General features: G+C 71.8%; 19 protein-coding genes. 5 read left to right on the top strand and 14 right to left on the bottom strand.

The window, feature by feature from the left end; all coding sequences use genetic code 11:
* Positions 1-135 precede the first annotated feature (135 nt).
* Positions 136-1,329: an MFS transporter gene (locus ACMXN5_RS43465; protein ID WP_439680380.1), complete on the bottom strand. Its 1,194-nt coding sequence runs from the start codon at positions 1,327-1,329 to the stop codon at positions 136-138.
* Between the two features lie 161 nt (positions 1,330-1,490).
* On the opposite strand from ACMXN5_RS43465, the gene ACMXN5_RS43470 reads away from it, so the two are divergent.
* Positions 1,491-2,744: a GNAT family N-acetyltransferase gene (locus ACMXN5_RS43470; protein WP_439680381.1), complete on the top strand. Its 1,254-nt coding sequence runs from the start codon at positions 1,491-1,493 to the stop codon at positions 2,742-2,744.
* A gap of 295 nt (positions 2,745-3,039) precedes the next feature.
* Here the strand turns inward: ACMXN5_RS43470 and ACMXN5_RS43475 are convergent, their stop codons facing one another.
* From ACMXN5_RS43475 to ACMXN5_RS43500, 6 genes are all read right to left on the bottom strand, one after another.
* Positions 3,040-4,350 (bottom strand): alpha-glucosidase/alpha-galactosidase, encoded by a 1,311-nt coding sequence (locus tag ACMXN5_RS43475; RefSeq protein WP_439680382.1) that lies wholly within the window; start codon positions 4,348-4,350, stop codon positions 3,040-3,042.
* Positions 4,350-5,306: a carbohydrate kinase family protein gene (locus ACMXN5_RS43480; RefSeq protein ID WP_439680383.1), complete on the bottom strand. Its 957-nt coding sequence runs from the start codon at positions 5,304-5,306 to the stop codon at positions 4,350-4,352. The genes ACMXN5_RS43475 and ACMXN5_RS43480 overlap by 1 nt, the downstream gene beginning before the upstream one ends.
* 67 nt (positions 5,307-5,373) lie before the next feature.
* Positions 5,374-6,255 carry a carbohydrate ABC transporter permease gene (locus ACMXN5_RS43485; protein WP_395792493.1) on the bottom strand — a complete coding sequence of 294 codons (882 nt, stop codon included), beginning with the start codon at positions 6,253-6,255 and terminating at the stop codon, positions 5,374-5,376.
* Positions 6,252-7,211, bottom strand: coding sequence for a carbohydrate ABC transporter permease (locus ACMXN5_RS43490; RefSeq protein WP_439680384.1), 960 nt, complete (start codon positions 7,209-7,211; stop codon positions 6,252-6,254). Before ACMXN5_RS43490 ends, ACMXN5_RS43485 begins: the two co-directional genes overlap by 4 nt.
* 26 nt (positions 7,212-7,237) lie before the next feature.
* On the bottom strand, positions 7,238-8,566 hold the full coding sequence (locus ACMXN5_RS43495) for an ABC transporter substrate-binding protein (protein ID WP_439680385.1): 1,329 nt from the start codon (positions 8,564-8,566) through the stop codon (positions 7,238-7,240).
* A gap of 193 nt (positions 8,567-8,759) precedes the next feature.
* Positions 8,760-9,611 (bottom strand): endo alpha-1,4 polygalactosaminidase, encoded by an 852-nt coding sequence (locus tag ACMXN5_RS43500; protein WP_439681410.1) that lies wholly within the window; start codon positions 9,609-9,611, stop codon positions 8,760-8,762.
* Between the two features lie 299 nt (positions 9,612-9,910).
* Between ACMXN5_RS43500 and ACMXN5_RS43505 the strand changes: the two genes are divergently transcribed.
* The gene (locus ACMXN5_RS43505) at positions 9,911-10,669 is read left to right on the top strand and encodes a DeoR/GlpR family DNA-binding transcription regulator (protein ID WP_439680386.1); all 759 of its coding nucleotides are present in this window, start codon (positions 9,911-9,913) and stop codon (positions 10,667-10,669) included.
* 530 nt (positions 10,670-11,199) lie between these two features.
* On the opposite strand, the gene ACMXN5_RS43510 is transcribed toward ACMXN5_RS43505, so the two are convergent.
* The gene (locus ACMXN5_RS43510) at positions 11,200-12,138 is read right to left on the bottom strand and encodes an SAM-dependent methyltransferase (protein WP_439680387.1); all 939 of its coding nucleotides are present in this window, start codon (positions 12,136-12,138) and stop codon (positions 11,200-11,202) included.
* Between the two features lie 99 nt (positions 12,139-12,237).
* A complete protein-coding gene (locus ACMXN5_RS43515; protein WP_395792483.1) occupies positions 12,238-13,047 on the bottom strand; it encodes an alpha/beta fold hydrolase in 810 nt (269 codons plus the stop codon).
* Between the two features lie 172 nt (positions 13,048-13,219).
* On the opposite strand from ACMXN5_RS43515, the gene ACMXN5_RS43520 reads away from it, so the two are divergent.
* Entirely contained in the window at positions 13,220-14,563 is a 1,344-nt protein-coding gene (locus ACMXN5_RS43520) for a GAF domain-containing protein (protein WP_439680388.1), read from the top strand.
* Positions 14,564-14,595: 32 nt separating this feature from the next.
* Here ACMXN5_RS43520 and ACMXN5_RS43525 read toward each other — a convergent pair whose 3' ends face one another.
* The 3 genes from ACMXN5_RS43525 to ACMXN5_RS43535 all read right to left on the bottom strand — a co-directional run bounded on the left by ACMXN5_RS43525 (position 14,596) and on the right by ACMXN5_RS43535 (position 18,163).
* Positions 14,596-15,792, bottom strand: coding sequence for a sensor histidine kinase (locus ACMXN5_RS43525; RefSeq protein ID WP_439680389.1), 1,197 nt, complete (start codon positions 15,790-15,792; stop codon positions 14,596-14,598).
* A gap of 236 nt (positions 15,793-16,028) precedes the next feature.
* Complete coding sequence (locus tag ACMXN5_RS43530; protein ID WP_395792477.1) at positions 16,029-16,397, bottom strand: hypothetical protein; 369 nt, start codon at positions 16,395-16,397, stop codon at positions 16,029-16,031.
* A 308-nt stretch (positions 16,398-16,705) separates the two neighbouring features.
* The gene (locus tag ACMXN5_RS43535; protein WP_439680390.1) at positions 16,706-18,163 is read right to left on the bottom strand and encodes an aminopeptidase P family protein; all 1,458 of its coding nucleotides are present in this window, start codon (positions 18,161-18,163) and stop codon (positions 16,706-16,708) included.
* Positions 18,164-18,402: 239 nt separating this feature from the next.
* Between ACMXN5_RS43535 and ACMXN5_RS43540 the strand changes: the two genes are divergently transcribed.
* Entirely contained in the window at positions 18,403-18,777 is a 375-nt protein-coding gene (locus tag ACMXN5_RS43540; RefSeq protein ID WP_439680391.1) for a VOC family protein, read from the top strand.
* Positions 18,778-19,299: 522 nt separating this feature from the next.
* Here the strand turns inward: ACMXN5_RS43540 and ACMXN5_RS43545 are convergent.
* Together ACMXN5_RS43545 and ACMXN5_RS43550 are read right to left on the bottom strand one after the other, a co-directional pair.
* Positions 19,300-20,175 carry a hypothetical protein gene (locus ACMXN5_RS43545; RefSeq protein WP_439680392.1) on the bottom strand — a complete coding sequence of 292 codons (876 nt, stop codon included), beginning with the start codon at positions 20,173-20,175 and terminating at the stop codon, positions 19,300-19,302.
* Positions 20,176-20,871: 696 nt separating this feature from the next.
* On the bottom strand, positions 20,872-21,468 hold the full coding sequence (locus ACMXN5_RS43550; protein WP_439680393.1) for a TetR/AcrR family transcriptional regulator: 597 nt from the start codon (positions 21,466-21,468) through the stop codon (positions 20,872-20,874).
* Between the two features lie 175 nt (positions 21,469-21,643).
* On the opposite strand from ACMXN5_RS43550, the gene ACMXN5_RS43555 reads away from it, so the two are divergent.
* The gene (locus ACMXN5_RS43555) at positions 21,644-23,065 is read left to right on the top strand and encodes an amidase (RefSeq protein WP_439680394.1); all 1,422 of its coding nucleotides are present in this window, start codon (positions 21,644-21,646) and stop codon (positions 23,063-23,065) included.
* Positions 23,066-23,123 lie beyond the last annotated feature (58 nt).

Below are 23,123 nucleotides of genomic sequence, written 5' to 3' on the forward strand. Positions count from 1 at the left end.
TTGCCTTCCGCCGAAGTAACCGGTGAAGTAAGACTATAACCCTTACCTGACTCCGTCCGGCTCTCGTGGGTGGCCGGCGCGACACCCGTACGGCCCCGCCGGAACGGGGCCGTACGGGTTGTTCCGGACCCGGGCTCAGCCCGACGTCGCCGGCACCTCGGCCGGGGTGGACCGCAGTTCGTCCCGAGGCCCCGACCCGACCCGCAACGACCAGGCCAGCACGGCCAGCGCGACCACGCCCGTGGCCAGCGCGGCCCACCCGATGCCGGCGCGGCCACCGAGGGCGAAGCCCGCCGCGCCGGCCGCGCCGCCCGCGCTGATCCCGAGGTAGATCGTGCTCTGGTGCAGGCCGAGGACCAGCGGGACCGCGTCCGGAGCGGCGGCGGTGACCCGCAACTGCTGCGGCACGTTGATCATCCAGTGCAGCAGCCCCCACAGCGGCACCACGACACACGCCGCCGCCATCGACCGGGACAGCGCCGGCACCAGGGCGGCGACGGCGGTGAGCAGCGGCGCGGCGACCACGATCGTGCGGGCGGGACCGAAGCGGTCGGCCAGGCGGCCGACGAGGAAGTTCCCGCAGACCGCGCCGATGCCGAAGGTCAGCAGGATCAGCGACGTGCGCCCGGCGTCGCCGTCGGTGGCCGGCCGGGTCACCTTGTCGAAATAGGTGTAGACGGTCCAACTGGTGGTCAGGCACAGCAGGGTGGCGGTGAGGATCACCACGACCCGGAAGTCCGTGAGCGGCGCGACGCGTTCGCGCAGCGTTCGGCGTGGCAGCCCCGGCAGGTCGGGGACCACGGCGGCGATGCCCGCGCCGGCCACCGCGGCCAGGCCGACGATCAGCCACAGCGCCACGCGCCAGCCGGTGGTCGAGCCGAGCCAGGCGCCGAGCGGCAGACCGAGCACGATCGCGGTGGTCAGGCCGCCGACGACCACCGAGGTGGCCCGCCCCTCCCGCCCCGGCGGGGCGGTGGCCCGGGCCACCGCCAGGGCGTTGACGGTGTAGAGCGAGGCGCCGGCGCCGGCGAGGGCGCGACCGATCATCGCGAGGCCGTAGTCGCCGGCGACCGCGTTCAGCGCGTTGCCGACGGCGAAGACCGCGAGGCCGCCGAGCAACAGGCCGCGCGGCGCCCGGTGTCCGACGGCGGCGGCGAGTACCGGCCCGCCCAGGGCGTAGGCGAGCGCGAACGCGGTGATCAGCCACCCCGCCGCGGTTCGGGACACGTCGAGGTCGTCGGCCATCGGCCCCAGGATCGGCGCGATGACGAACGTGTCGACCCCCATGGCGAAGGTGCCGACGGCCAGGACGATCAAACGCAGCCGCATGACCGCTCCTTTTTCGTTTCGGGTCCGCGGACGAGCCTTCTCGGGCCCGCGGGTGACTGTGCCGACGACGATCGCGTGCGCGAGGGCCCCGGCCCATCCCTCAAGTGGGGGATGAGCCGGGCCGGGCCCGGGCCGCGCAGGGCAGGCCCGCAGAAAACTCGATGCGCGGCGAACCCGACCCGGCTAGCGTCGCGAGGGTGACCCTCGACATCCGAGAAATCCCCAAGTCGCAGGTGGATCGCATCGTGGATCTCGCCGATCTGGCCTTCCACGAGGCGGACTCGGCCGACGAACGCAAACAACACCGGGACAGGCTGCGCGCGTGCGGGCGGATCGGCGCCTACGAGGACGACGCCCTCGTCGGGGCCGTCGTCGCGCACCGCTTCAAGCTGACCGTGCCCGGTGGCGAACTGCCCTGCGCGGGGCTCGACTACGTCGCCGTGGCGCCCACCCACCGCAGGCGCGGACTGCTGACCCGGATGATCGCGGAGCAGTGGCGCAGGTGCGCCGAACTCGGTCAGCCGCTGTCCTGCCTGTGGGCCTCCGAGGACACGATCTACGGCCGCTTCGGCTACGGCGACGGAACCCTCGGGTGCAGCATCGAGATCGACGCCCGCCGGCCGCTCGACCTGCGCATCACGCCCGACCCCCGGCCGTTGCGGCTGGTCGACCCGGCCAAGGCGCCGGGCCTGCTCGGTCCGGTCTACGCGGCGGTGCGGGGCAGGCGGGGCGGGCGACTGGACCGGGACGAGGAGTGGTGGCGCACCATGGTGCTCCTCGACGACGAGGACGAGGAGCCGATCCGGGTCGTCGCGCTCGGCGAGCGGGGCGAGACCCCGGCCGGTTACGTCGTCTACCGGGTGGAGGAGGTCAAGGGGCCCGCCGGCTCGGCCAACGTGCTCCAGGTGTTCGAACTGGAGGCGCGGGACGCCCCGGTGGCCGCCGCGTTGTGGGCCTTTCTCGTCTCGATCGACCTGATCGACAAGGTGGTGGCCTGGGCCCGGCCGCTCGACGATCCGCTGCTGCAGTTCGCCGGGGATCGCGATCAGGTGCGGGTGACCAGGCAGTATCCGGCGCTGCGGCTGCGCCTGGTCGATGTGCGTACCGCGCTGACCGCGCGGTCCTGGGCGGCGCCGGTGGACCTGGTCCTGGACGTGCGCGACGCCGCGCTGCCCGCGAACCAGGGCCGCTTCCGGTTCACCGCCGACCCGACCGGGGCGACCTACACCGCCGCCGACGCCGCACCCGATCTGGCCCTGGACGTACGCGAGTTGGCCACCTGCTACCTGGGCGGCACGCCGATCCGCCGGCTGGTGGCCGCCGGACTGGTCACCGAGACTACACCCGGCGCGGCGCACCGCCTGGACGCGGCGCTCCGCACGGACCTGCTGCCGTACGCGCACGAGGACTACTGAGCGAGGGGGAGCTCTTTTTGGGCGCTTCGCGCCGGCTCGCGAGGGGCCACTTTTTTCTCTCCCCCGCTTCGCTCCTCCGAGAAAAAAGCGGCCCCTCGCTCGGGCCGGGTGTCCCTCCGCTTCGCTCCGGGCCACCCGGCCCAAGTTCTGCGGCTCCGCCGCTCTCCGCGCTGCGCGCGTCGATCTCCAGGGTCGGCCCGGGTCGTGGGCGCTGACGCGCCTACGGGGGCTGCGCGCGGGGGGCGGCGGTTGCGGCTCCGTCGTGCTCCGTGCGGGCCACGTCGATTACCGGATGTCAGTGGCCCAGCGTGGTGCGCAGGGCCGGCTGGAGCAGGTTGCCGTGGGCGCGGACCAGGTCGTCGCACAGGTCCCAGATGCGTTCGACGGGCAGTACGGCGGCCGTGGCCGGGTCGATCATCGCGGCGTGGCGGATGTGCCGGGGGTCGTCCTCCAACGCGGCGCGCACCACCAGGTCGTTGACGCTCAGGTAGGTGCGGTTGAGGGCGGCCAACTGCGCGGGCAGCGCGCCGACTCGGGTCGGCTGTACGCCCAACCTGTCCACCAGGCACGGGACTTCGACCACGCCGTCGGTGGGGAGGTTGTCGATCAAGCCCTGGTTGGGCACGTTGCCGTAGACGGTGCGCGGCGTGCCGGTGGTGATGCTGTGGATGATCTGCGGGGCGTACTCCATGGTCGACTCCACCGGCACCGGCTGTCCGGCGGCGAGTGCGGCGCGGGTGCTCTCGTAGGCCGCGACGTTCTCGTCGACGATGTCGAGGTAGGCCCCGACGGGCAGCCGCAGTCGGCTGATCTCGCTGTCGTGGCCCAGATACCAGGGCACGTACTCGCTGGAGTGCTCGCTGGTCTCGGTCGGGTAGTAGCCGAGCCGGCGATACATGTCCACCCGTACCCGGCGCCGCAGTTGCTCGTCCCGGGCGATCAGCGCGTCCAGTTTGGGGTACAGGTCGGCGCCGGCGTGTTCGAAGCGCAACACCCACGCCTGATGGTTGACGCCGGCCGCGAGGTAGTCGACCTCCTCGTAGGGCACGCCCACCAGTTCGGCCAGGCCCTGCATGGTCCAGTAGACCGAGTGGCACAGGCCGACCACGCGGGTCAGGCCGGTGGCGCGCCGGAGGTAGCCGACGTTCATCGCCATCGGGTTGGTGTAGTTGAGCAGCCAGGCGTCCGGGCACAGTTCGGCGATGTCCTCGCCCAGCGCGCGCAACACCGGGAAGGTGCGCAGCGCGCGGAAGATGCCGCCGATGCCGAGGGTGTCGCCGATGGTCTGGCGCAGGCCGTAGCCGGCGGGCACGTCGAAGTCGGTCCGGGTGGCCTCGCGCATGCCGACCTGGATGATGTTGATCACGAAGTGGGCGCCGGCCAGCGCCTCGCGGCGGTCGGCGTGCGCGGTGATCAGCGGGCTCGCGCCCCGGTCGTCGGCGATCAGCCGGGCCGCGCCGTGCGCGGTGGCCAGGCGTTCGGGATCGATGTCGTGCAGCGCGATGTGCGCGTCCTTCAACTCCGGGAAGGCGAACAGGTCCGCCAACAGGCCCTGGGTGAACACGACGCTGCCGGCGCCGACGAAGACGATCTTGGTGCGGGTCATCACTGGTTCTTTCCGTTGCGGGCGAGCGCGTCCAGCGCCTCGTCCCGGGTGGGTTGGGCGGCGGTGCCGCCGGTTGCTCGGGTGGACAGGGCGCCGCACGCGGCGGCGAAATCGAGGGCTCGGGCGAGGGGTTCGCCGGCGAGCAGGGCGGCGATCAAGCCGGCGTCGAAGCTGTCGCCGGCGCCGACGGTGTCCACCGGCTCGGCGGGGATGCCCCGGGTCCGCAGCACGTTCGCGCCGTCGTGTGCGAAGGCGCCGGCGCCGCCGTCCTTGACCACCACGACGGGGCCGTGCCCGGCCAGCCGCGCGGCGGCCTGCTCGGTGGTCGCGGCGGGGGAGCCGGCCAACGCCCGGGCCTCCTGGGCGTTGGGCAACAGGTAGTCCACGGCGGGCAGTACGGCGGCCGGCCCGGCCGGGTCCCAGCGCCCGATGGGGTCGTCGTTGGTGTCCAGGGACGTGGCGGCGCCGGCCGCACGGGCGATGCGCAACAACTCGGGCAGCGCCCGCGCGAGTCGCGGCATCAGGAAGTAGGAGGAGGCGTGCACGTGCCGGCTTCGGCGCAGCAACTCCTCGGGCACGTCGTCGGGTCCGGTCGCGGCCAGCGTGCCGGCCGCGGTGACGATGGCCCGGTCCCCGTCGGTGCGGGTGAGCACTGTGGTCAGCGGCGTCGGCAGGCTCGGATCGACGCGCAGCGCCGAGGTGTCCACACCGCGATCCGCGAGCGCGGCGCGCACGAAGCGGCCCGCGTCGTCGTCGCCGATCCGGCCGGCGATCGCGACGGACAGACCCAGCCGGGCCGCGCCGCAGGCGGTGATCGCGCCGGATCCGCCGAGGGTGAGCAGGCCGGTGGGGACGAGGTGTTCGTGCTGACCGAAGGCCAACGGCCGGTCGAGGGGGCCGACCACGACGTCGGGATTGGCGTCGCCGAGGACGAGCAGGTCGAAGGTGTGCGGCATCGGGCTTCCCGGGTGTGTGCGGTGGACGGGGGGCGAATCACGAGAGGGTCGAACTCCCGTGACATCGCTACCCCTTCAGACCGCTGGAGGTGATCGACTGGATGAACGCCTTCTGCGCGAAGAGGAAGGCGACGAGCACGGGCAGCACGGTGATCACGTTGCCCGCCATCACCGCGGCCCACTGGGTGTGGTGTTGCCCCTGGAAGGTGGTCAGGCCCAGTTGCAGCGTGTACTTGGTGTCGTGGTTGATCGCGATCAACGGCCAGGTCAGGTCGTTCCAGGTGGTGAGGAAGGTGAGCACCGCGACGGTGCTCAGCGCCGGCCGGGACAGCGGCAACACGATCCGGTACAGCACGCGCAGTCGCGAACACCCGTCGATCCAGGCGGCCTCCTCCAACTCCCTCGGCAGCGACAGGAAGAACTGCCGCAGCAGGAACACCGCGAACGGCGTCACAAGCGACGGGATGATCAGCGCGCCGAGCGTGTCGATCAGCCCGAGCCGCTTCATGATCAAAAACGTCGGGATCATGGTGAGCTGGAACGGGATCGCCATGGTCGCCAACATCGCCACCATCAACACGCGCGACCCGGCGAACCGCATCCGGGCGAACGCGTAGCCCCCCAGTGCCCCGAACACCAGGTTCGAGGCCACCGCCACCGCCGAGACGATCAGCGAATTGGCGAACCAGCGGGGGAACATCGCATTGCCCAGCACGTAGCGGTAGCCGCCCAGGTCGATTCCGGAGGGCCACAACGCGGGCGGGAACCGGTTGATCTCCGCGTTGGTCATCACCGAACTGAGCACCAGCCACACCAGCGGCAGGGCGAACAGCAGGGACAGGGGCATCAGCAGCAGATGCCACGGGCTGAACGGGAGCCGGCGGCGCGGCGCCGCGACCGGGGCCGGCCGGGCCTGCGCGGGGGCGGCCTCGACGGTCGTCGCGCTCACTTGGCACCACCTTCGACCAGCACGGCACCGGCGGGCTTGCGGCCTCGCACGAGCCTCGACGCGACCCCGATCACCAGGAGCGCGAGGGCCAGCACGTAGGCCGCCGCCGCGCCGTATCCGGCGGTGAAGTTCTTGAACGCCTGTTCCCAGATGAAGTAGACGATCACCGTGGTGGACCCGAGCGGACCACCCTTGGTGGTCACATAGACCAGGTCGAACACCTGCAACGCGTTGATCGTCTGCCACAACACCAGGAACAGGCTGACCGGGGTGAGCGTCGGCATCACCACGTGCCGCAACAACTGCCACCGCCCCGCACCGTCGAGCCGTGCCGCCTCCAACAGCGACGGCGGCACGTCCTGGAGCGCGGCGAGGTAGATCACCACGCAGAACCCGGTGCCGCTCCACACCGAGATCGCCACCAGGACCAGCAACGCCTGCCCGGGATCGGTGAGGAAGCCCTGCCGACTGATCCCGAGCGCGTGCAGCACCGAGTTGGCCGCGCCGAACTCCGGGTCGAGGATGAACGAGAACAACACGCCCTGCGCCGTCGCGGAGATCACGAACGGCACGAAGATCAGCGTGCGGTACAGGCCCACCAGCTTGATCCGCCGATTGAGCACCAGCGCCAGGAACAGCCCCAGGGCCATGCTCAGCGGCACGTAGAGCGCGGTGTACAGCAGGGTGTTGCGTACCGCCTGGCTGAAGTGCGGGTCCTGGGTGAGCGCGTCGTAGTTGTCCACGCCGACCCAGCGGCTGGGGGTGACCAGGTCGTCGGCCCGGAAGGACAGCAGCAGGGACCAGACGAACGGCACGATGCTCAGGCCGAGTACGACCAGGACGGCGGGCAGGATGTACGCCCACGCGGTCGCCGTCTCGCGCCGGCGTCTGCGGCGCAGCGTGCGGTGCCGGCGATCGTGGTCGGACAGCGTGAGTGGAGCGGGCAGGGATGACATGGAGGGGCTCCTCAACGCGGGATTCGTCAACGCGGGATGACGAGGGCGGCCTTGGCCGCGGCGGCGCAGCGGTTCAGCGCCCGGGTCGGACTGCTCTTGCCGAGCAGCACGGACACGATGGCCTCGCCGAGGGCCGTGGAGATCTGCGGATAGGCCGGGTGCGCGGGCCGTACACGGGCCGTCTCCAGGGCCCGGGTGAACACGTCCAGGCCCGGCGTCTCGGCCGCGTGGGTGCGCCACTCGGGTTTGGCCTCGCAGATCCGGCTCAGCGGCAGGCTGCCGACCCGCACGCCCCATTCGACGTCCTGGTCGGGCTGGTTGAGCCAGGACACGAAGGTGCGCGCGGCGCGTACCCGGGCGCTGCCGTTGTCGAAGACGGTCCACGTGTCGGGGCCGCAGATGGTCATGGGCCGGCCGCTGTAGCTGGGCAGCGGCACCACGTGGTAGTCGATGCCCGCCTCGGTGATGTCGGGGATCTGCCAGGGGCCGGTGACCACCATGCCCATCCGGCCGGAGGCGAAGACCTGGTACATCTGCTCGCCGCCGGGCTTGGGGTCGATGTAGACGCTCTTGGCGCGGGCCAGCGCCTCGACCGTCTGCAGGGCGCGGGCGCCGACCTCGCGGAAGCCGATGTCGCGGCCGTTCTCGGCGACCACGTCGCCGCCGAGGTCCCAGATCATCGGCCACAACCGCCAGACGGTGTCCTCGTCGCCCGCGCCCGGCCAGCCGGTGCCGAAGATGCCGCGCTGCGCGTCGGTGAGGCGCTGGGCGGTGGCCAGGAAGTCGTTCCAGGTCCAGCCGGGTTGCGGGAGCGGGACGCCGGCGTCCTCGAAGAGCTTCTTGTTGCACATCACGGCGAGGGCGTCCAGGACGGCGGGCGCGGCCCGTACCCGGCCGTTGATGGTGACCGCCTGGCGGGCCGGGTCCCAGTAGTCGTCCCAGGGAGTGGGGGCCGAGCGCACGGTGTCGCCGAGGTCGACCACCTTGGGGCTGCGGGCGACGCCGGCGAGGTCGGAGCCGAAGACGTACGCGATGTCGGGGTAGGAGCCGGCGGCGAGCGCCGCGGTGATCTTCTGGAGCATCGCATCGGCGAGTACGCCGCCGCCGAGGTCGACCCGGATGCCCGACTGGGCCTGGTGGAACCGCTCCACCAGGGCCTCCAGCCCCGCGCGCCCGGTGTCGGTCTGGCCGTGCCACATCTCGATCGTGACCCGGCCGTCGGCGCCCACGCCGTCGTCGGTGCCGGCGCACCCGGCCAGCGTCGTGGACAGCGCCGTCGCGGCGGCGGCACCGGCGCCGATGCGGAGCAGGCCGCGTCGGGAGAGGCCGGTGGGATGGAACCGGTCGAGAACCACTGGACCTCCGGGAGATGTCGGAACGCGTGCGGGGGCGGGCGAGGCAAAGGCGAGAGCGGGTGGGCGCGCCGGCGGTCGCCCCGGGGCGGGCCCGGACGGGCGAGGGCGAGGGGGCGCGCGTGGCGAAGGGGGTGGCCCGGCGGCGGGATCCGTGCGGGATCGAGGCGCCGGGCCGACGATCGTGGGCCGGGGATCAGCAGGTCTTGCGCAGGTATCCGCTGCTGCCGGCCGGGACGACGTTCAGGTCGCGGCGCACGACGCTGAGCTTGCCGCCCCACTTGGAGCAGGCGGTGTTCAGGCCCTTGGCGGTGTACTCGATCACGATCACGTTGTTGCCGAACGACTTGGTGTACTCACCGCATTCGTTCCACTGGCCGCATTCCTCGGCGACTGCGAAGTCGAGCCCGGTGCTCGCGCGGTCGGGGGCCAGTTCGGAGGTGTTCTTCTGGGCGATGGCCAGTCCGCGCTGGTGCGCGTGCGCGGAGAGCAGCGTGACGAACGCCTTGGCGTTCTCGGCGGTGATCAGGTCTTCGGAGCGGGTGTAGCTGTCGTAGTTGTCCGGCTCGACGGCCTGGAAGCCCTTGCCCGCGCACTCGTCGATCAGGGCGTTCACCTTGGCGGCGACGGACGTGCGCTTCTCGGGGGTGCGGATGTCGAGCAGCGCCTCCTTCCACTGGCCGTCGTAGACCACGGTGCCGTCGTCGCGGCGGAGCAACTCGCCCGGTTTCCAGTCGCCCTCGGCGCCCTTCTGGGCCTGGAAGGCGTTGACGTAACAGATGTTGTACAGGCCGGGCGCCGGGGTGGCGGAGTGGTCGCGGGTGACCACCTTGACCCCGGTGGGCGGCGTGTAGGCGCCGCCGATCTGGTAGTCGAAGTTCGCGTGGGTGGGTGGCAGGGTGACGGCGGCGCTCTTGGGGGCGTTCGCGGGCGCGGCGGTGCCGGCGCTCGCGGACGAGGTGAGGAACAGGGATCCCGCGATCGCCGCGGTGGTCGCCGCGACGGCGGCGAGACGGCGGGCCGATCTACCCGGGAGGAAGGTGTTCATCATCGAACTCCAGGTGCGGAGGATACGTCCCCGCCTCGGATGTCGACTGGCATCCTGGCGACTTTGTCCGGGCTTGCGGCTTCACGCCGACTACCGGCTGGGCGTACCTTTGACGCCGATTGCGCTGCTCGGCGTCGGAGCAGTAAATCGAGCAACATTCGTCATGTCAAGAGATCGTCAGTGCGCACAATGCTCACGGGAGTTGCCATACGGAGGCCGGAAATGCCGTCCCCCGACCATCCGTGGATTGCGCCGGTGGATTTCGTGACTGCGCGAATGCGCACGGATATGCTGCGCGGATGTTGAGAACCGAGCGCCACGCGCGCATCCTCGAACACGTTGCCGCACACGGGAGCGTGAGCGTCGAGGAGTTGTCCGCGATCCTGGCGGTCTCGGGGGCCACCGTGCGCCGCGACCTCCAACACCTGGACGCGGTGAACCTGCTGCGCCGTACGCACGGCGGGGCGTCCGTGGGCAACATCGGCCTGGAGACGCCGATGCAGTACCGCAGCGAACGCCGCCGACCGGAGAAGCTGGCGATCGCCCGCGCCGCGGCGGCCCTGGTCCCGGCGCAGGCCGTGGTCGGCCTGACCGGCGGCTCCACCGCCACCGAGATCGCCCGCATCCTGGCCGAGCGCGGACCGGTCACCATCGTCACCAACGCGGTGAACATCGCCGCCGAACTGGTCCTGCACAAGGACGTCACGCTCGTGGTGATCGGCGGCACCGCCCGCAAGGAGACCTACGAACTGGTCGGCCCGATCGCCGAGAAGACCCTCGCCGACTACTACACCGACGTGACCTTCCTGGGCGTGGACGGCATCAGCGCCGCACACGGCTGCACCACGCACGACCAACTCGAGGCCGCCACCGACCGGGCCTTCACCGACCGCAGCAACCACACCATCGTGGTGGCGGACCACTCCAAGATCGGAAAGGCCACCCTGGCCCGCATCTGCCCGCTGTCCGGGATCGGCCACCTGGTCACCGACGCGGACGCCCCGAAGGACGAACTGGCCCGGATCACGGAGGCGGGGGTCGCGGTGACGGTGGTCTGAGGGGCGATCGTTGTTGGCGGTGCGGGGGCCGAGGCCGGCGGCGCAGGGACCGTTCGAGGCGGCGGTGCGGGTGGTTCGGCGTGGTCGTGCGGGGACGGTGCGAGGCGGCGGCGCAGGTGGTTTGACCCGGCTGTGCGGCGATGGTTCGACGGCGCGGCCGGGCAGCCGCGCGCCAGAGGCAGGTGATCCAGAGCCGGGCTCGCGGGCCCGCCCATGCGCGCCGACCCGGCGGTGCGGGTGGTTCGACTCGGCCGTGCGGGGGCGGTGCGGCCGGGCGGTCTCGCGTTGGAGGTGGGTGATCCGGAGCCGGGCTCGCGGGTCCGCCCACGCACGCCGACCCGGCGGTGCGGGTGGTTCGACTCGGCCGTGCGGGGACGGTGCGGCCGGGCGGCCTCGCGTCGGAGGCGGGTGATCCGGAGCCGGGCTCGCGGGCCCGCCCACGCACGCCGAACCGGCGGCCGGCGTGCGTGGGCGGACCCGCCCGTTTTTCCGAGCCGGTCGCAGCCCTCCCCTGCGGGGCTGCGACCGGCTCAGGCGCAGGGGCGCAGTGCCCGGGCCGGGACACGACCCGTACCCGAACACTCCCGGCGTCCCGGAGGCGGCTTGTGGGCCACCCCCGCGTACATCCACTCCCGCTCCACCAGCGGACGCGGAAGTCGGTCGGCGCGCCAGGACGAGATCGGCACCACGCCGGGCCGGACCGGGTCCAGGCCCGGGAACAGCGCCCGCACCTGCGCGGCCGTGCGCGGAAACAGCGGGGCGGCGGAGCGGCGATACGCCTCGGCCGTGGCCCGCGCCGCCTCCGGCCGCAGATCCGCGGCGACATGCGAGAGCACCAGCATGCTGCCCGGCACCAGCGCACCCGCCAACGCGCCCACCACGGCCCGGGGATCGTCCGCGTCCGACAGGTAGTGCAACACCGCGGTCAGCACCACGGCCACCGGCCGATCCAGATCCACCCCTGAACGCCCGGACACCCGCGCCAACAGCGCGTGCGGATCGCGGAGATCGCCCTCCACCACCCGCACCCGACCGGGCCGACCGGACAACGCCCGGGCGTGCGCGAGCACCAGCGGATCGTTGTCCACGTACACCGCCCGCGCCTCCTCGGTGGCCGCCACCGCGCACTCGTACGTGTCGTGGGCGGTGGGCATGCCGACCCCGATGTCCAGGAACTGGCGGATCCCGCACCCCGCCGCGAACGACACCGCGCGACGCAGGAACGCCCGATTCGCCCGAGCCATCGCGCGCACCTCGGGAGCCGCCCCGAGCACGGCGTCGGCGGCCTCGCGATCGACCCCGAAGTTGTTCTTGCCGCCCAGGTAGTAGTCGTACATGCGAGCGGGATGCGGCAGATCGGTGCGCAGTCCGGACCGGCGCGTCGCGGGCACCTGGACCGGCGGTCGGACCGGCACCGGCCGGCCCACGCACGATCGGGTCTCCGGCGCCTGCTGGGGCATCACAATCATCGGCCTTCCCGATTCTCGGGTCACGGGCCGCCCGGATCGGGCGAGGCGGGGGTACCCGCCCGGGCGGGCCCGCGTATTCCTCCGGTACGCCGGGGGAGATCAGCGGCGGAGGAAATCCGTGACGACTGCGTCGAAGTGCTCGTGTTCCTCGACGAAGGGTACGTGCCCGCTGGTGGGGAACCTCTCGATCCGCGCATCGGGCAACACACCCGCCAGCCACCCGGCCAGATCACCCGGGAAGACCCGGCTGCGCTCGCCGTAGACCAGCAGGGTCGGCACCGTCACCTGCGGCAGCACCGACCGCCAGTCCGAGTGCGCCATGTCCATCCAGACGTCGAGTGCGGACGACGTGTGCGTCTGGGTGGTCTCCGCGTACACCGCGTCCACCGCCTCGGCCGCCGGGGGTTCGGCGAAACACGCCTCGATGAACGGCTTCACCGCGATCGGTCGACCGTGCCGCACGGTCTGCGCGAACACCGCCAGATCGGTGGGGGAATACCCGCCGAGCAGCGGAAACTCCCAGTCGGGGCCGTCCAAAAAGCGCGGCGACTGATCGACGAACACCGCGCCGCGCAGCCCCTCACACCCGAACTGCCGCACATACGACAGCAGTACCGAGGTACCCATCGACCAACCGACCACGGTCACCTCGGCGAGATCGAGGGCCCGAACCAACTCGCGGATGTCGCGGGCGTACTGGTCCAGGGAATGACCCTCGGGCGTCTTCCCGGACCGGCCGTGGCCGCGGAAGTCCGGCACGATGACCCGGTTCTCCGCCGCCAGCGCGGCCACGTTCCCGGACCAGAAGGTGCCGTTCATCGTCCAACCGTGCAGCAGGACGACGGGCCGGCCCTCGCCGTGCTCCTCGTAGTAGAGCGGGACGGTGTCGGACAGTTCCAGGTAGGGCACGCCATCTCCTCCGGTCTCGGTCACGGCACCCCGTTCGCCGCGCCGCACTGCCGGCAGTCTGCGCGAGCCGGGAGCCGTTCCGCCAGACGTCGCAGGGGGGTTGCACCAACGTTGCAGAACCCGCGACGACACCCGCCCGGCCGGCGACCGACCGTGCCGGCATGATGACTCCATGGCACACCGATCGGACGCACGGGAACGGGCGCTGAGCGGCGGCACGGCATCGGGGGTTCGCGGCCCGATCCGGGCTTCGTGGTCGCGCGCCCGACGACACGGGCTGGCCCCCGACGCCTACCTGCCGCCGGTGTGCCTCGACGACGACGAACTGGCCCGCCACCGCGAGGAACACGCGCTCACCGGGATCTGGCCGCTGCTGCGCCGTTCGCTGGGCGGACTGACCGAGGATCCGGGCCGGTTGTTGTTCCTCAGCGACGCCCGGGGCCACCTGCTGTGGGTACAGGGCGACCACACGTCGCTGCGCTCGGCGGAGCGGGTGCACCTGCTGCCGGGCGCGCTGTGGAGCGAGGACGCGGCGGGCACGAGCGGGGTGGGCTCCGCGCTGGCGACCGGGCGGCCGTTCCAGGTGTTCGGGGCCGAGCACTTCCTGTCCGCGGCCACGGCCTACACCTGCACCGCCACGCCCATCCACGACCCGATCAGCGGCGACCTGCTCGGGATCCTGGACTTCACCTGCCCCGAACGGCACTGGCAGCCACTGGCGATCCCCCTGCTCGACACCGCCCGGCGGTTGGCCCAGTCGGAGTTGGAGACGGTCCGGCTGCGCGAGGAGATGCGGGTACGCACCCGATACGTCGAGCGCATCGCCCGCCGCCTGGGCACCCGCAGCGCGATCGTCGACGCCGGCGGGCGCGTGGTGCGCGCGGATCCGCCCGGCTGGTTGCCCAATCGGCTCCCGATGCCGGTCGGCGAAGGCCCGATGTTGCTGCCCGGCGGACAGCTCGTGCTCGTCGAACGGCTGGCCGCGGGCGGCCTGTTCCTGCTCATCGCCGAGGACGGCGCCTCCGGGCCGGTGACCGCCGCGCCGATGCGCCTCGAGGCGCTCGGGCTGCGCCGGGCGCGGCTGCACGTGGCCGGCGCCACCCACGAACTCACCCGCCGCCACGCGGAGATCGTCACCACGCTGCTGAGCGAACCGGGCGGGATGACGGCGAAGGCGATCACCGAGGCGGTGTACGGCCCGACCGGCCGCCCGGCCACGGTGCGGGCCGAACTCGCCCGGCTGCGCGCGATCCTGGGCCATCGGCTGGCGTCGGACCCGTATCGGCTGACCGGCGACTGCGAGGCCGACTTCCTCGACCTGGACCACGCGTTGTCGAATCGGAACACCACGGCCGACACCCTCCTGGACCGATACCGGGGGCCGCTGCTGCCCGGCTCGACGGCGCCGCGCGTCCTCGAACTGCGGGCCGCGCTGCACGAACGGCTGCGGAACCGGGTGGTGGAGACGGCCGACGTGGACACGGCTATGCGGTGGGCGGGTACGGCGGCGGGCTGAGCGGGTGCTGCGGGTGGGTGGCCGTGTGTTGTTTACGGGCGGCCTGGAAGGGCGGGTGTGCGGGGGCGGGTGGGGAGCAGGGCGTGTACGCGCCAGCCGCCCGCCGGGTAGGGGCCGGTTTCGAGGCGACCGCCGAACAGGGCGACCCGTTCGTTCATGCCGACCAGGCCGTGGCCCATGCCGTCGCCGGGAGCCGCCGCGCCGCGGCCGTCGTCGCGCACGTCGAGTTCGATGTCCTCGCCCGTGTAGCGCAGGACGACCCGGGCGCCGGCGCCGGGCCCGCCGTGTTTGCGGGTGTTGGTCAGCGCCTCCTGGACGATGCGGTACACGGTCAGGCCGATACCCTGGGACAGTTCGACGGGTCGGCCCTCGACGTGCAGGTCGACCGTCAGGCCCGCGCCGCGGATCCGGGTGAGCAACTCGTCGAGTTGGTCGACGCCGGGCTGGGGCACGAACGTCTCGACGTCGCTCTCGGAACGCAGTACGCCCAGCAGGCGCCGCATCTCGGCGAGCGCTTCGCGGCCGGTGGCGGCGATCGTGCCCAGGGCCTCCCGGGCCGAGTCGGGCGCGGCGTCGATCGCGTACGCGGCGCCGTCGGCCTGGACCACCATCACCGAGACGTTGTGCGCGACCACGTCGTGCAACTCGCGGGCGATCCGGGCCCGTTCGGCCGCCGCGGCGAGCCGCGCCTGCTGGTCGCGCTCGACCTCCAGGCGTGCGGCGCGGTCGATCAACTCGGCGTAGAACGCGCGCCGGGTACGCATCGAATCGCCCAACACCCAGGAGATGGCGAGCAGTACGACGACAAAGCCGGACGCGGACAGGTTGGCCCTGAAGGTCCCGCCGTCGGCGTGCGGGAAACGCACCAGCAGCGCCGCCGGCGCCGACACCGTGGCGGCGAGCGCGACCCGGGAGAGCCAACGCGGCCCGGACTTGGCGGCCGTGTACACGATCACCAGCATCGCGTAGTTCGCGAACGTGATCGTCCCGTCGCAGAGCAACTGGGCCACCCCGGACGCGACCACGAGCACCGTCGCCGCTCGGAACCGGACCCGGTGCAGCGCCATGCCCAGGCTCAGGGTCACCACGATCGTGTAGGCCCAGAGCGACATGACGATGCCGTACTCGTAGGACAGGATCTGGAGAACACCGAGGCCGAACGCCGGGATGGTGCACACCGAGTCGACCCACAGGGGATGTGCCCGCAGCCAGGCATAGATTCGTTGCACGGGGCGACCGTACGACCCGGAGCGCGGGTTCGGCATCACCCTGCGCGCTCATCGCCACGTCCACCGCAGGTCGAACGTGGCGCGCACGGAGGCACGACCTGAGCGCGATCCACGGGGCAGGCGGGTCGACTCCCGGAGCCGCCCGCCTCGCCGTCGCGGTGCCGTGTCCGTACGCCCGAGCCGACGACCGACCAAGTGGCCGGTCGCCGACGGGTGTTCGATGCCGAGTCGGACGACTACCGGTTGGTGGTGAGGAACCAGTCGGTGTTCGGCAGGTACGGCGCCACGTACTCGGTCTTTTGGCTCTGGTACTGGAACTGGCAGTCGGAGTACGCGTAGTGGGTGAAGGTGATGTTGCCCTTCCACCACCAGCCGTCCACGTACTTGTGCTCGCTCGGCGTGTTGACGCAGAGCGCGGCCCACTGGCCGTTCTGGTTGGGACCCTCGATGCGAATCGACTGGGTCTTGCCGTACAGGTCCACGAAGTGGATCTGCTGCCCGTTCGTCCCGGCGGACGCGGTGCCGGCACCGGTCACGACGGCCCCCGCGGCCATCGTCACCGTCAGGGCACCCGTCGCGAGCGTCGCGGCGATCTTCTTGCGCATCGCTTCTCTTTCCTGGTGGATGTGCGTTTCACGCGGCGGCGGGCCGGATTGCGCGCCGCGAAGATGATCATGGCAATCCCCGCACCCCGCGAAGGTCACCGATCGATAACGCTTGGCGCTGCTGCGGGGATTGGCCGGTGATCGTCGCCGTGCGGCCGAAAAGCGACGAGGGGCGGGTGGCAACAGCCGGGTGGGCGTGGGGTGTTCGGGTCGCCATGACGGTTCGCGGGGCGGCGTGGGGCGGGCCGCCCGCTCCGAGGTGTGTCCGGGGAGGGCGGCCCGTGTCGTGTGATGCCGGGTGGGTGGGGTCAGCCCCGCAGGCGGGCCATCCACGACTCGATCTCGTCGGCGCCGCGCGGCAGGGCGGCGGACATGTTCCGGTTGCCGTCCTCGGTCACCAGGATGTCGTCCTCGATCCGGATCCCGATGCCGCGATACTCCTCGGGCACGGTCAGGTCGTCCGCCTGGAAGTACAGGCCGGGCTCGACGGTCAGGCACATGCCCGGCTTCAGCGCGCCGTCGACGTACGACTCGGTCCGCGCCACCGCGCAGTCGTGCACGTCCAGACCGAGCATGTGACCGGTGCCGTGCAGCGTCCACCGGCGCTGCAGACCCAGCTCCAACACCCGCTCCACCGGACCTTCGACCAGGCCCCACTCGACCAGGTGCTCGGCGAGTACGCGCTGCGCCTCGTCGTGGAACTCCCGGTACTTGGCGCCGGGCCGCACCGCGGCGATGCCCGCCTCCTGCGCCGCGAACACGGCGTCGTAGATCCGGCGCTGAAGCGCGGTGAAGCGGCCCGAGACGGGCAGCGTACGGGTCACGTCGGCGGTGTAGAGGGTGTGCGTCTCGACACCCGCGTCCAGGAGCAGCAGATCGCCCGCCCGCGCCGCGCCGTCGTTGCGGACCCAGTGCAGCGTGGTCGCGTGCGGCCCGGCGGCGCAGATCGAGCCGTAGCCGACGTCGTTGCCCTCCAGCCGCGCGCGCAGGAAGAAGGTGCCCTCGATGTACCGCTCCGAGGTGGCCTCGGCCCGATCCAGGACCCGGACCACGTCCTCGAACCCGCGCACCGTCGAGTCGACCGCGGCCTGGAGCTGCCCGATCTCGAACGTGTCCTTGACCAGCCGCTCATCGGCCAGGAAGACCCGCAGCTCCTCGTCCCGCCCGGCGTCGAGCCGCTCGCCCAGAGCGCTCTCCAGCCCCGCGTCGTGACCGCGCACCACACGCACGGGCCCCTCGGCCGAGGTCAGCTCCTCGACGACCTTGCGCACGTCCCGACACGGCAGCCCGTACAGCAGCTCGCCCTCGGCCAACCCGGCGCGCCGGCCGACCCACAGCTCGCCCTGCCCGTCCAGCCAGAACTCGCCGTTGCCCCGGTCCGACCGGGGCAGCAGGTACAACACCGCCTCGTGACCGTCGGCGACCGGTTCGAGGACGAGGACGCCGTCCTGGGTCAGGTCGCCGGTGAGGTACGCGTATTCGGTCGATGCCCGGAAGGGGTACTCGGTGTCGTTGGACCGGGTCTTGAGATTGCCCGCCGGGACCACCAGGCGCTCACCCGGGAACCGGGCCGACAGAGCCGCGCGGCGGCGGGCCGTGTTCGGCGCCTGCTCGATCGGCGCCAGGTCGACGCGCTCGGTGTCGGCCCACCCGGTGCGCATGTTCGCGGCCAGCTCCTCCGACACCTCGCCGCGGTAGAGGCCGTTCTTGCGCTGCTTGATGGCCTGCGCCTGCTCTTCGTCGGACGACCGCTTCTCGGCACCCACGCCTGCCTCCTGAACCTCTGGACTTCCGGACTTCCGGGCTTCTCGATTTTCGAGTTTTCCGGACTTCCGGACTCGACTGCCGATCGGTTGCCGATCGCACGTTCCCACCCATTCTTCCCGACGCCCGGGCGCGACCCCCGGCAGGCCGGCGCGTGGTCGGGCATGGCCACCGGGACGGTGGGTACGACCCCTCGGGTACGGTGCCGCGGACAGCGGTCGAGGAGCCACAGGGGGTCGAAGTGATTCGAAAGCTGCAGGCGATCGCACTGGACTGCGCCGATCCGGCACGGCTCGCGCAGTTCTACGCCGAACTGCTCGGCGGCCGGGTGGTCGCGGATGCGAACGACCCGGACTGGATCGAGGTACACGGCTTCGAGGGCACGCCACTGGCCTGCCAACGCGTGGAGGGCTACCGCCCACCGGAATGGCCGAGCCAACAGGTCCCGCAACAAATCCACCTGGACTTCGACGTGGACGACCTCGACGGCGAGGAAAAACGCGCCGTGGCCCTCGGCGCAACGGTCCTGGAACGCACGGACCAGGTCCGCCAGGGAGCCAACTGGCGAGTACTGGCAGACCCGGCAGGCCACCCGTTCTGCTTGTGCTTCCACTGAGGTTGACGTAGGCGCGCGTGGGCGGGGTTGGGCCGAGTCCGCCGGGGCCTTCCCGAGCGGGCCGGGCGCTTTCGGCGGGCGTTGCGCTCTGGGCTGCGGGTGGCTGGTCCGGTGCTGGTCAGAGTCGGTGATGGGCCGCCGCCGGCGTACGGGGCTCCGAGACTGGGCGCTTTCGGCGAGGCGGGCGTGTTGCTGGGTGAAAACCGGCCGACAGTGGCGGTCGGGTCGAGTACGCCGGGGAGCTTTCCGAGGAGGTTGGGCGGTGGGCGTTCGGTGAAGGCGCACGAATTCGGATTGCGTGGGGTGGTGCGCACGCGGTAGGAGAGAAAGCCGCAGGTCAGCAGGCTTGGGTGGGCTGAAAGTCCATCGACTCGCCATCCGAGCGCAGTCGGCGCCGTCCGTGATCCTGCACGGTGTGTGAGGACACTCGTGGCGATGGCGTACGCGCGCGACTCCCGTCCCGGCCGGGTAGGTGAATCGGCGCCTGGAGAGGACGCCGATTCGGTGGCGCGGCGGGCGTACTCACTTTGCCCCGGATGTGTCCGTTCTCTCCGGCAACCGCACAACGGCCACGCCGGCCTGGGACTCGCCGAACCCCCAGCCTGCGACGAGGGAGCAGCCGACCGCTTCCAGGACATCGGCCCACGGCCAGTGGCCGCTGCCGTAGTAGAACCCGCCCTCGCTGCGTGCGTCGTTCTCGCTGAGGCAGAGCATGCGGAGATGGTCGCGGAGGGCGGGATGTGCGACCGCACTCAGGCTTTCCTCCCAGGGCTCGGCGGCGGTGCGGACGGCATTCATGTCGTGGATCGACACCAGATGTTCGGGGCCGCGCCCGGTGAAGGTGGCGGCCCGCATCGCGTCGGTCGGAGTGCCGTCGGTGGCGACCCGCAGCAGCACGGACAGCCAGCCGTTCAGTTTCTTGGATGCCTTGTCGGTCAGGTCGACCCCATGGCGGTCCAGGAGCGCCCCCAACTCCGCGCCGTGGACCAAGACTTCATCCGCATCGTCCACCGCCGAAGCGGTCCGCAAGTCGGCGACGAAGGCATCGTCGAACGGCCGGCGACCCTTGTGCCCACCGTCACCCCACGGCCCCGTCCCGGCCAGAAGATCGGCGTCGAAGTGGAACAGGGACTCGCGCAGGTCGAACCGCCACGCCCACGGAGAGAAGGGGTACTCCCCATCCGGATCCGGCAATTGCCTCGATTCCCGACCCATCAGCGCGGCAGGGGCGACCCAGGAATTCGGGAACAGGAACTCGTCGAGGGAATCCGAGACGTAGTACACCCCGTACCGGGCAGCGGGATCGACCGCCGGCCGGCCGCCGAGCAGTATCTCGAAGGCGCCGGTCAGCGCGGCATCCCACCCGCCAGGGTCGGTCGCCAGGGTTGTCTCGGGCATCACGACGAGCGCTCCTATCGATGTCTTGATCTGTGTCACATGGGTCGCCGCAAAATACCGCCCGCCGGCGACACTTCAGGAAGCCGACAACGAAGTCCGCGTCAAAGCAGACGAAATCCATCCGATCAGGATTGCCGTTGGCTTGCCCGGTCATCCCACTCCTGCCTGCCATGGGTCGTCGGTGGGCGTATGACTTCCCAGCCTGCCGCCCGTATCGCAGCGGTGGATCCGAAGCCAACAGCGCCCACGAAACCCGCCCTCGACACCCGAACTCCCGCACACGCATTGCAAAACCGCAGGTCACCGAAGCCCGAAGCCCACAGCCACACATCGCGATCCGGTTTCGCACCCCACCCCCCTCCAAAACGCCCCCGAAGCACCCCGACCCACCCGGGAAGACCCCTCGGAGAACCCGACCCGACCACCCTCCCGCTCCCCGCTGCCGGCCGGTTTTCGCCGAGCAACACACGCGCCTCGTCGAGGGCCGGCGTCTCGGAGTCCCGCACGCCGGCGGCGGCCCACCCCACGGCCCGGACCGGACCCGCCCGCCCACGCAACCCGAGGCGCAACTCCCGCCAGTAGCAGGCGACCGGCTCGGGAAGGCATCGGCGGGTTCGCCGCGAGCCGTTGCCCCTCCCGAACCTGCCTCCGCCGCGGCCGAAGGGCCGCAGCACCCATGTCCGCCCGTGCATACCCCTACGCCGCCCACAGTTTCGTCAGGTGCGTGTGTAGGACGGCCTCGGCTTCGGGCGGGGTCAGGTGGCCGAGGAGGACGTGGGTGGTGAGGCCGTCGGCGAGGGCCAGGAGGGTGCGGGCCTCGTGGTGGGGGTCCAGGGGGATGGGGGGATTCGGGGTGGTGGCGGCCGTGGTGATCAGGTGGGTGAAGGATTCCTCCAGTGCGGCGTAGTTGGTCTTGAGGATCTCGGCCAGCGGGGCGCTGATCGCCGCCTGGGCCAGGAACGCCAGCCAGACGCGGGCCTCGGCGCGGTGTTCGTCGCGGAGCAGGGCGAACTCGGAGGCAGCGTGGCCGAGGGCGGTGGCGGCCGACTGGGCGGGGCTGCGGACCAGGCGGGCCCGTACCCGGGCGGCGACCTGTTCGCCGACGTGGCCGAGGGCGAAGACGAGCATCTCCTCCTTGGTCCGGAAGCAGCGCTGGACCGCGCCCATCGACACCTCGGCGCGCGCGGCGACGTCGCGCAGAGTCACGCCTTCGAGTCCGCGTTCGTCGGCGAGCCGGCATACGGCCTCGGCGATGAGGCGGCGTCGGCTCGCGTGGTCCACCTGTCTGGGCATGGCTGCCGCGCCCTTCCGGTCGTGGTGCGCGTTATTGCGATGCGGGTGCATCGGTTCCCAGGTTATCGTTCCGATGCAGTTGCATCGGAACGGTGGACGACGGAACGAAGGAAGCGAAGGAACGATGGAAACGACGGGGCGCATGGACCGGGACGAAAGTGCAGAAGCGCGCACCATGCCGGAGCAGCTGTGGGCCATGTCCGCCACGGCGCAGGCGCAGGCCGTGCGGGACGGGGTCGTCTCGGCCGTCGACCTCGTCGACGCGCACCTGGGGCGGATCGCCGAGGTCGACCCGGAGCTGAACGCGATCACCCGGGTGCTCGCCGACCACGCTCGCGCGCAGGCCCTGCGCACGGATCGTCGGCGCGCCGCCGGAGAGGTGCTGGGGCCGCTCGCGGGGGTGCCCTTCACCGTGAAGGAGAGCACCGCCGTGGCCGGCGTGCCGACCACGTTCGGCGTGCCGCGCTTCCGGGACCTGGTGGCCGCCGCCGACGCGCCGCCCGTGGCGCGGTTGCGGGCGGCCGGGGCGATCCCGATCGGGCGGGGCAACATACCGACGTTGATCCTGGCCGGGATGCACACCCGCAGCGAACTCTTCGGCGACACGGTCAACCCCTGGCACCCCGGCCGCACCCCGGGCGGCAGCAGCGGCGGCGACGCGGTGGCGGTGGCCGCAGGGATGGCCGCGATCGGGCTCGGCAACGACTCCGGCGGGTCGTTGCGAATCCCGGCCCAGTTCTGCGGGGTGGCCGCGCTGAAGCCGTCGACGGGACGGTTCCCGGCGGACCATCGGGTACTGGGGCCGGACGATCCCGGCCCGGCGACACAAATCCTGGTCACCGACGGGCCGTTGGCGCGTGGGGTGGGCGATCTGCGCGCGGTGTACGAGGTGTTGGCCGGCGCGGATCTCCGCGATCCGCGTGCCGTGCCGGTGCCGCCGTACGGCCCGCCCATCGCCGGGCCGGTGCGGGTTGCGGTGGTGGCGGATCCCGGCGGACGCGGCGTACACCCGGCCGTGCGCGGAGCGGTCGAGGCGGCGGCCGACGCGCTGCGGGACGCCGGCTACGATGTCCGCGAAGTGCCGGACGTACCGCGCCTGGACGAGGCCCTGGAGGCGTACGACCGGATCACCCTGACCGAGTTCGCGCCGACCTGGCCGGTGGTGCGCACGCTGCTCGGCCCGGGCGGGGACCGCTATATCGGGATGGCGATGGAGCGCACCCCGCCGGCGACCGCGGACGAGTTGGTGAAGCTGATGGGCACCTGGCTGAACATCCGTCGTTCGTGGGCCGAATTCCTCGACGAATACCCGCTGTTGCTCGGCCCGTCCTTCACCGAGCCCCCGGTCGAACCCGGTCTGGAATCGCGGGACCGGGCCGGTCGGGATCGGGTGGCGTCGGCGATGCGGCTGTGTACGGTGACCAGCTTCGTCGGCCTGCCGGCGGTGGCGGTGCCCACCGGGGTGGTCGACGGCCTCCCCACCGGGGCGCAGATCGTCGGGCGCGCGTTCCGGGAGGACCTCTGCCTGGACGCGGCCCAGGCCGTCGAGGACCGGCTGGGCACACTGACGCCGGTGGATCCGCGCGCGGGTGGGTGATCGCCGCGTGTCCGCTTGGGGGTTCTCGCGTTGAGGTAGCGGGAGTTCCGATCGGCGA

The sequence above is a fragment of the Embleya australiensis genome, from assembly GCF_051903075.1.
Taxonomy (GTDB): Bacteria; Actinomycetota; Actinomycetes; order Streptomycetales; family Streptomycetaceae; genus Embleya.

Coding starts and splice junctions, on each gene's coding strand:
- ACMXN5_RS43465 (WP_439680380.1), bottom strand. CDS start 1,329: ATGCGGCTGCGTTTGATCGTCCTGGCCGTCGGCACCTTCGCCATGGGG.
- ACMXN5_RS43470 (WP_439680381.1), top strand. CDS start 1,491: ATGCGCGGCGAACCCGACCCGGCTAGCGTCGCGAGGGTGACCCTCGAC.
- ACMXN5_RS43475 (WP_439680382.1), bottom strand. CDS start 4,350: ATGACCCGCACCAAGATCGTCTTCGTCGGCGCCGGCAGCGTCGTGTTC.
- ACMXN5_RS43480 (WP_439680383.1), bottom strand. CDS start 5,306: ATGCCGCACACCTTCGACCTGCTCGTCCTCGGCGACGCCAATCCCGAC.
- ACMXN5_RS43490 (WP_439680384.1), bottom strand. CDS start 7,211: ATGTCATCCCTGCCCGCTCCACTCACGCTGTCCGACCACGATCGCCGG.
- ACMXN5_RS43500 (WP_439681410.1), bottom strand. CDS start 9,611: ATGAACACCTTCCTCCCGGGTAGATCGGCCCGCCGTCTCGCCGCCGTC.
- ACMXN5_RS43505 (WP_439680386.1), top strand. CDS start 9,911: ATGTTGAGAACCGAGCGCCACGCGCGCATCCTCGAACACGTTGCCGCA.
- ACMXN5_RS43510 (WP_439680387.1), bottom strand. CDS start 12,138: ATGATTGTGATGCCCCAGCAGGCGCCGGAGACCCGATCGTGCGTGGGC.
- ACMXN5_RS43520 (WP_439680388.1), top strand. CDS start 13,220: ATGGCACACCGATCGGACGCACGGGAACGGGCGCTGAGCGGCGGCACG.
- ACMXN5_RS43530 (WP_395792477.1), bottom strand. CDS start 16,397: ATGCGCAAGAAGATCGCCGCGACGCTCGCGACGGGTGCCCTGACGGTG.
- ACMXN5_RS43545 (WP_439680392.1), bottom strand. CDS start 20,175: ATGCCCGAGACAACCCTGGCGACCGACCCTGGCGGGTGGGATGCCGCG.
- ACMXN5_RS43550 (WP_439680393.1), bottom strand. CDS start 21,468: ATGCCCAGACAGGTGGACCACGCGAGCCGACGCCGCCTCATCGCCGAG.
- ACMXN5_RS43555 (WP_439680394.1), top strand. CDS start 21,644: ATGCCGGAGCAGCTGTGGGCCATGTCCGCCACGGCGCAGGCGCAGGCC.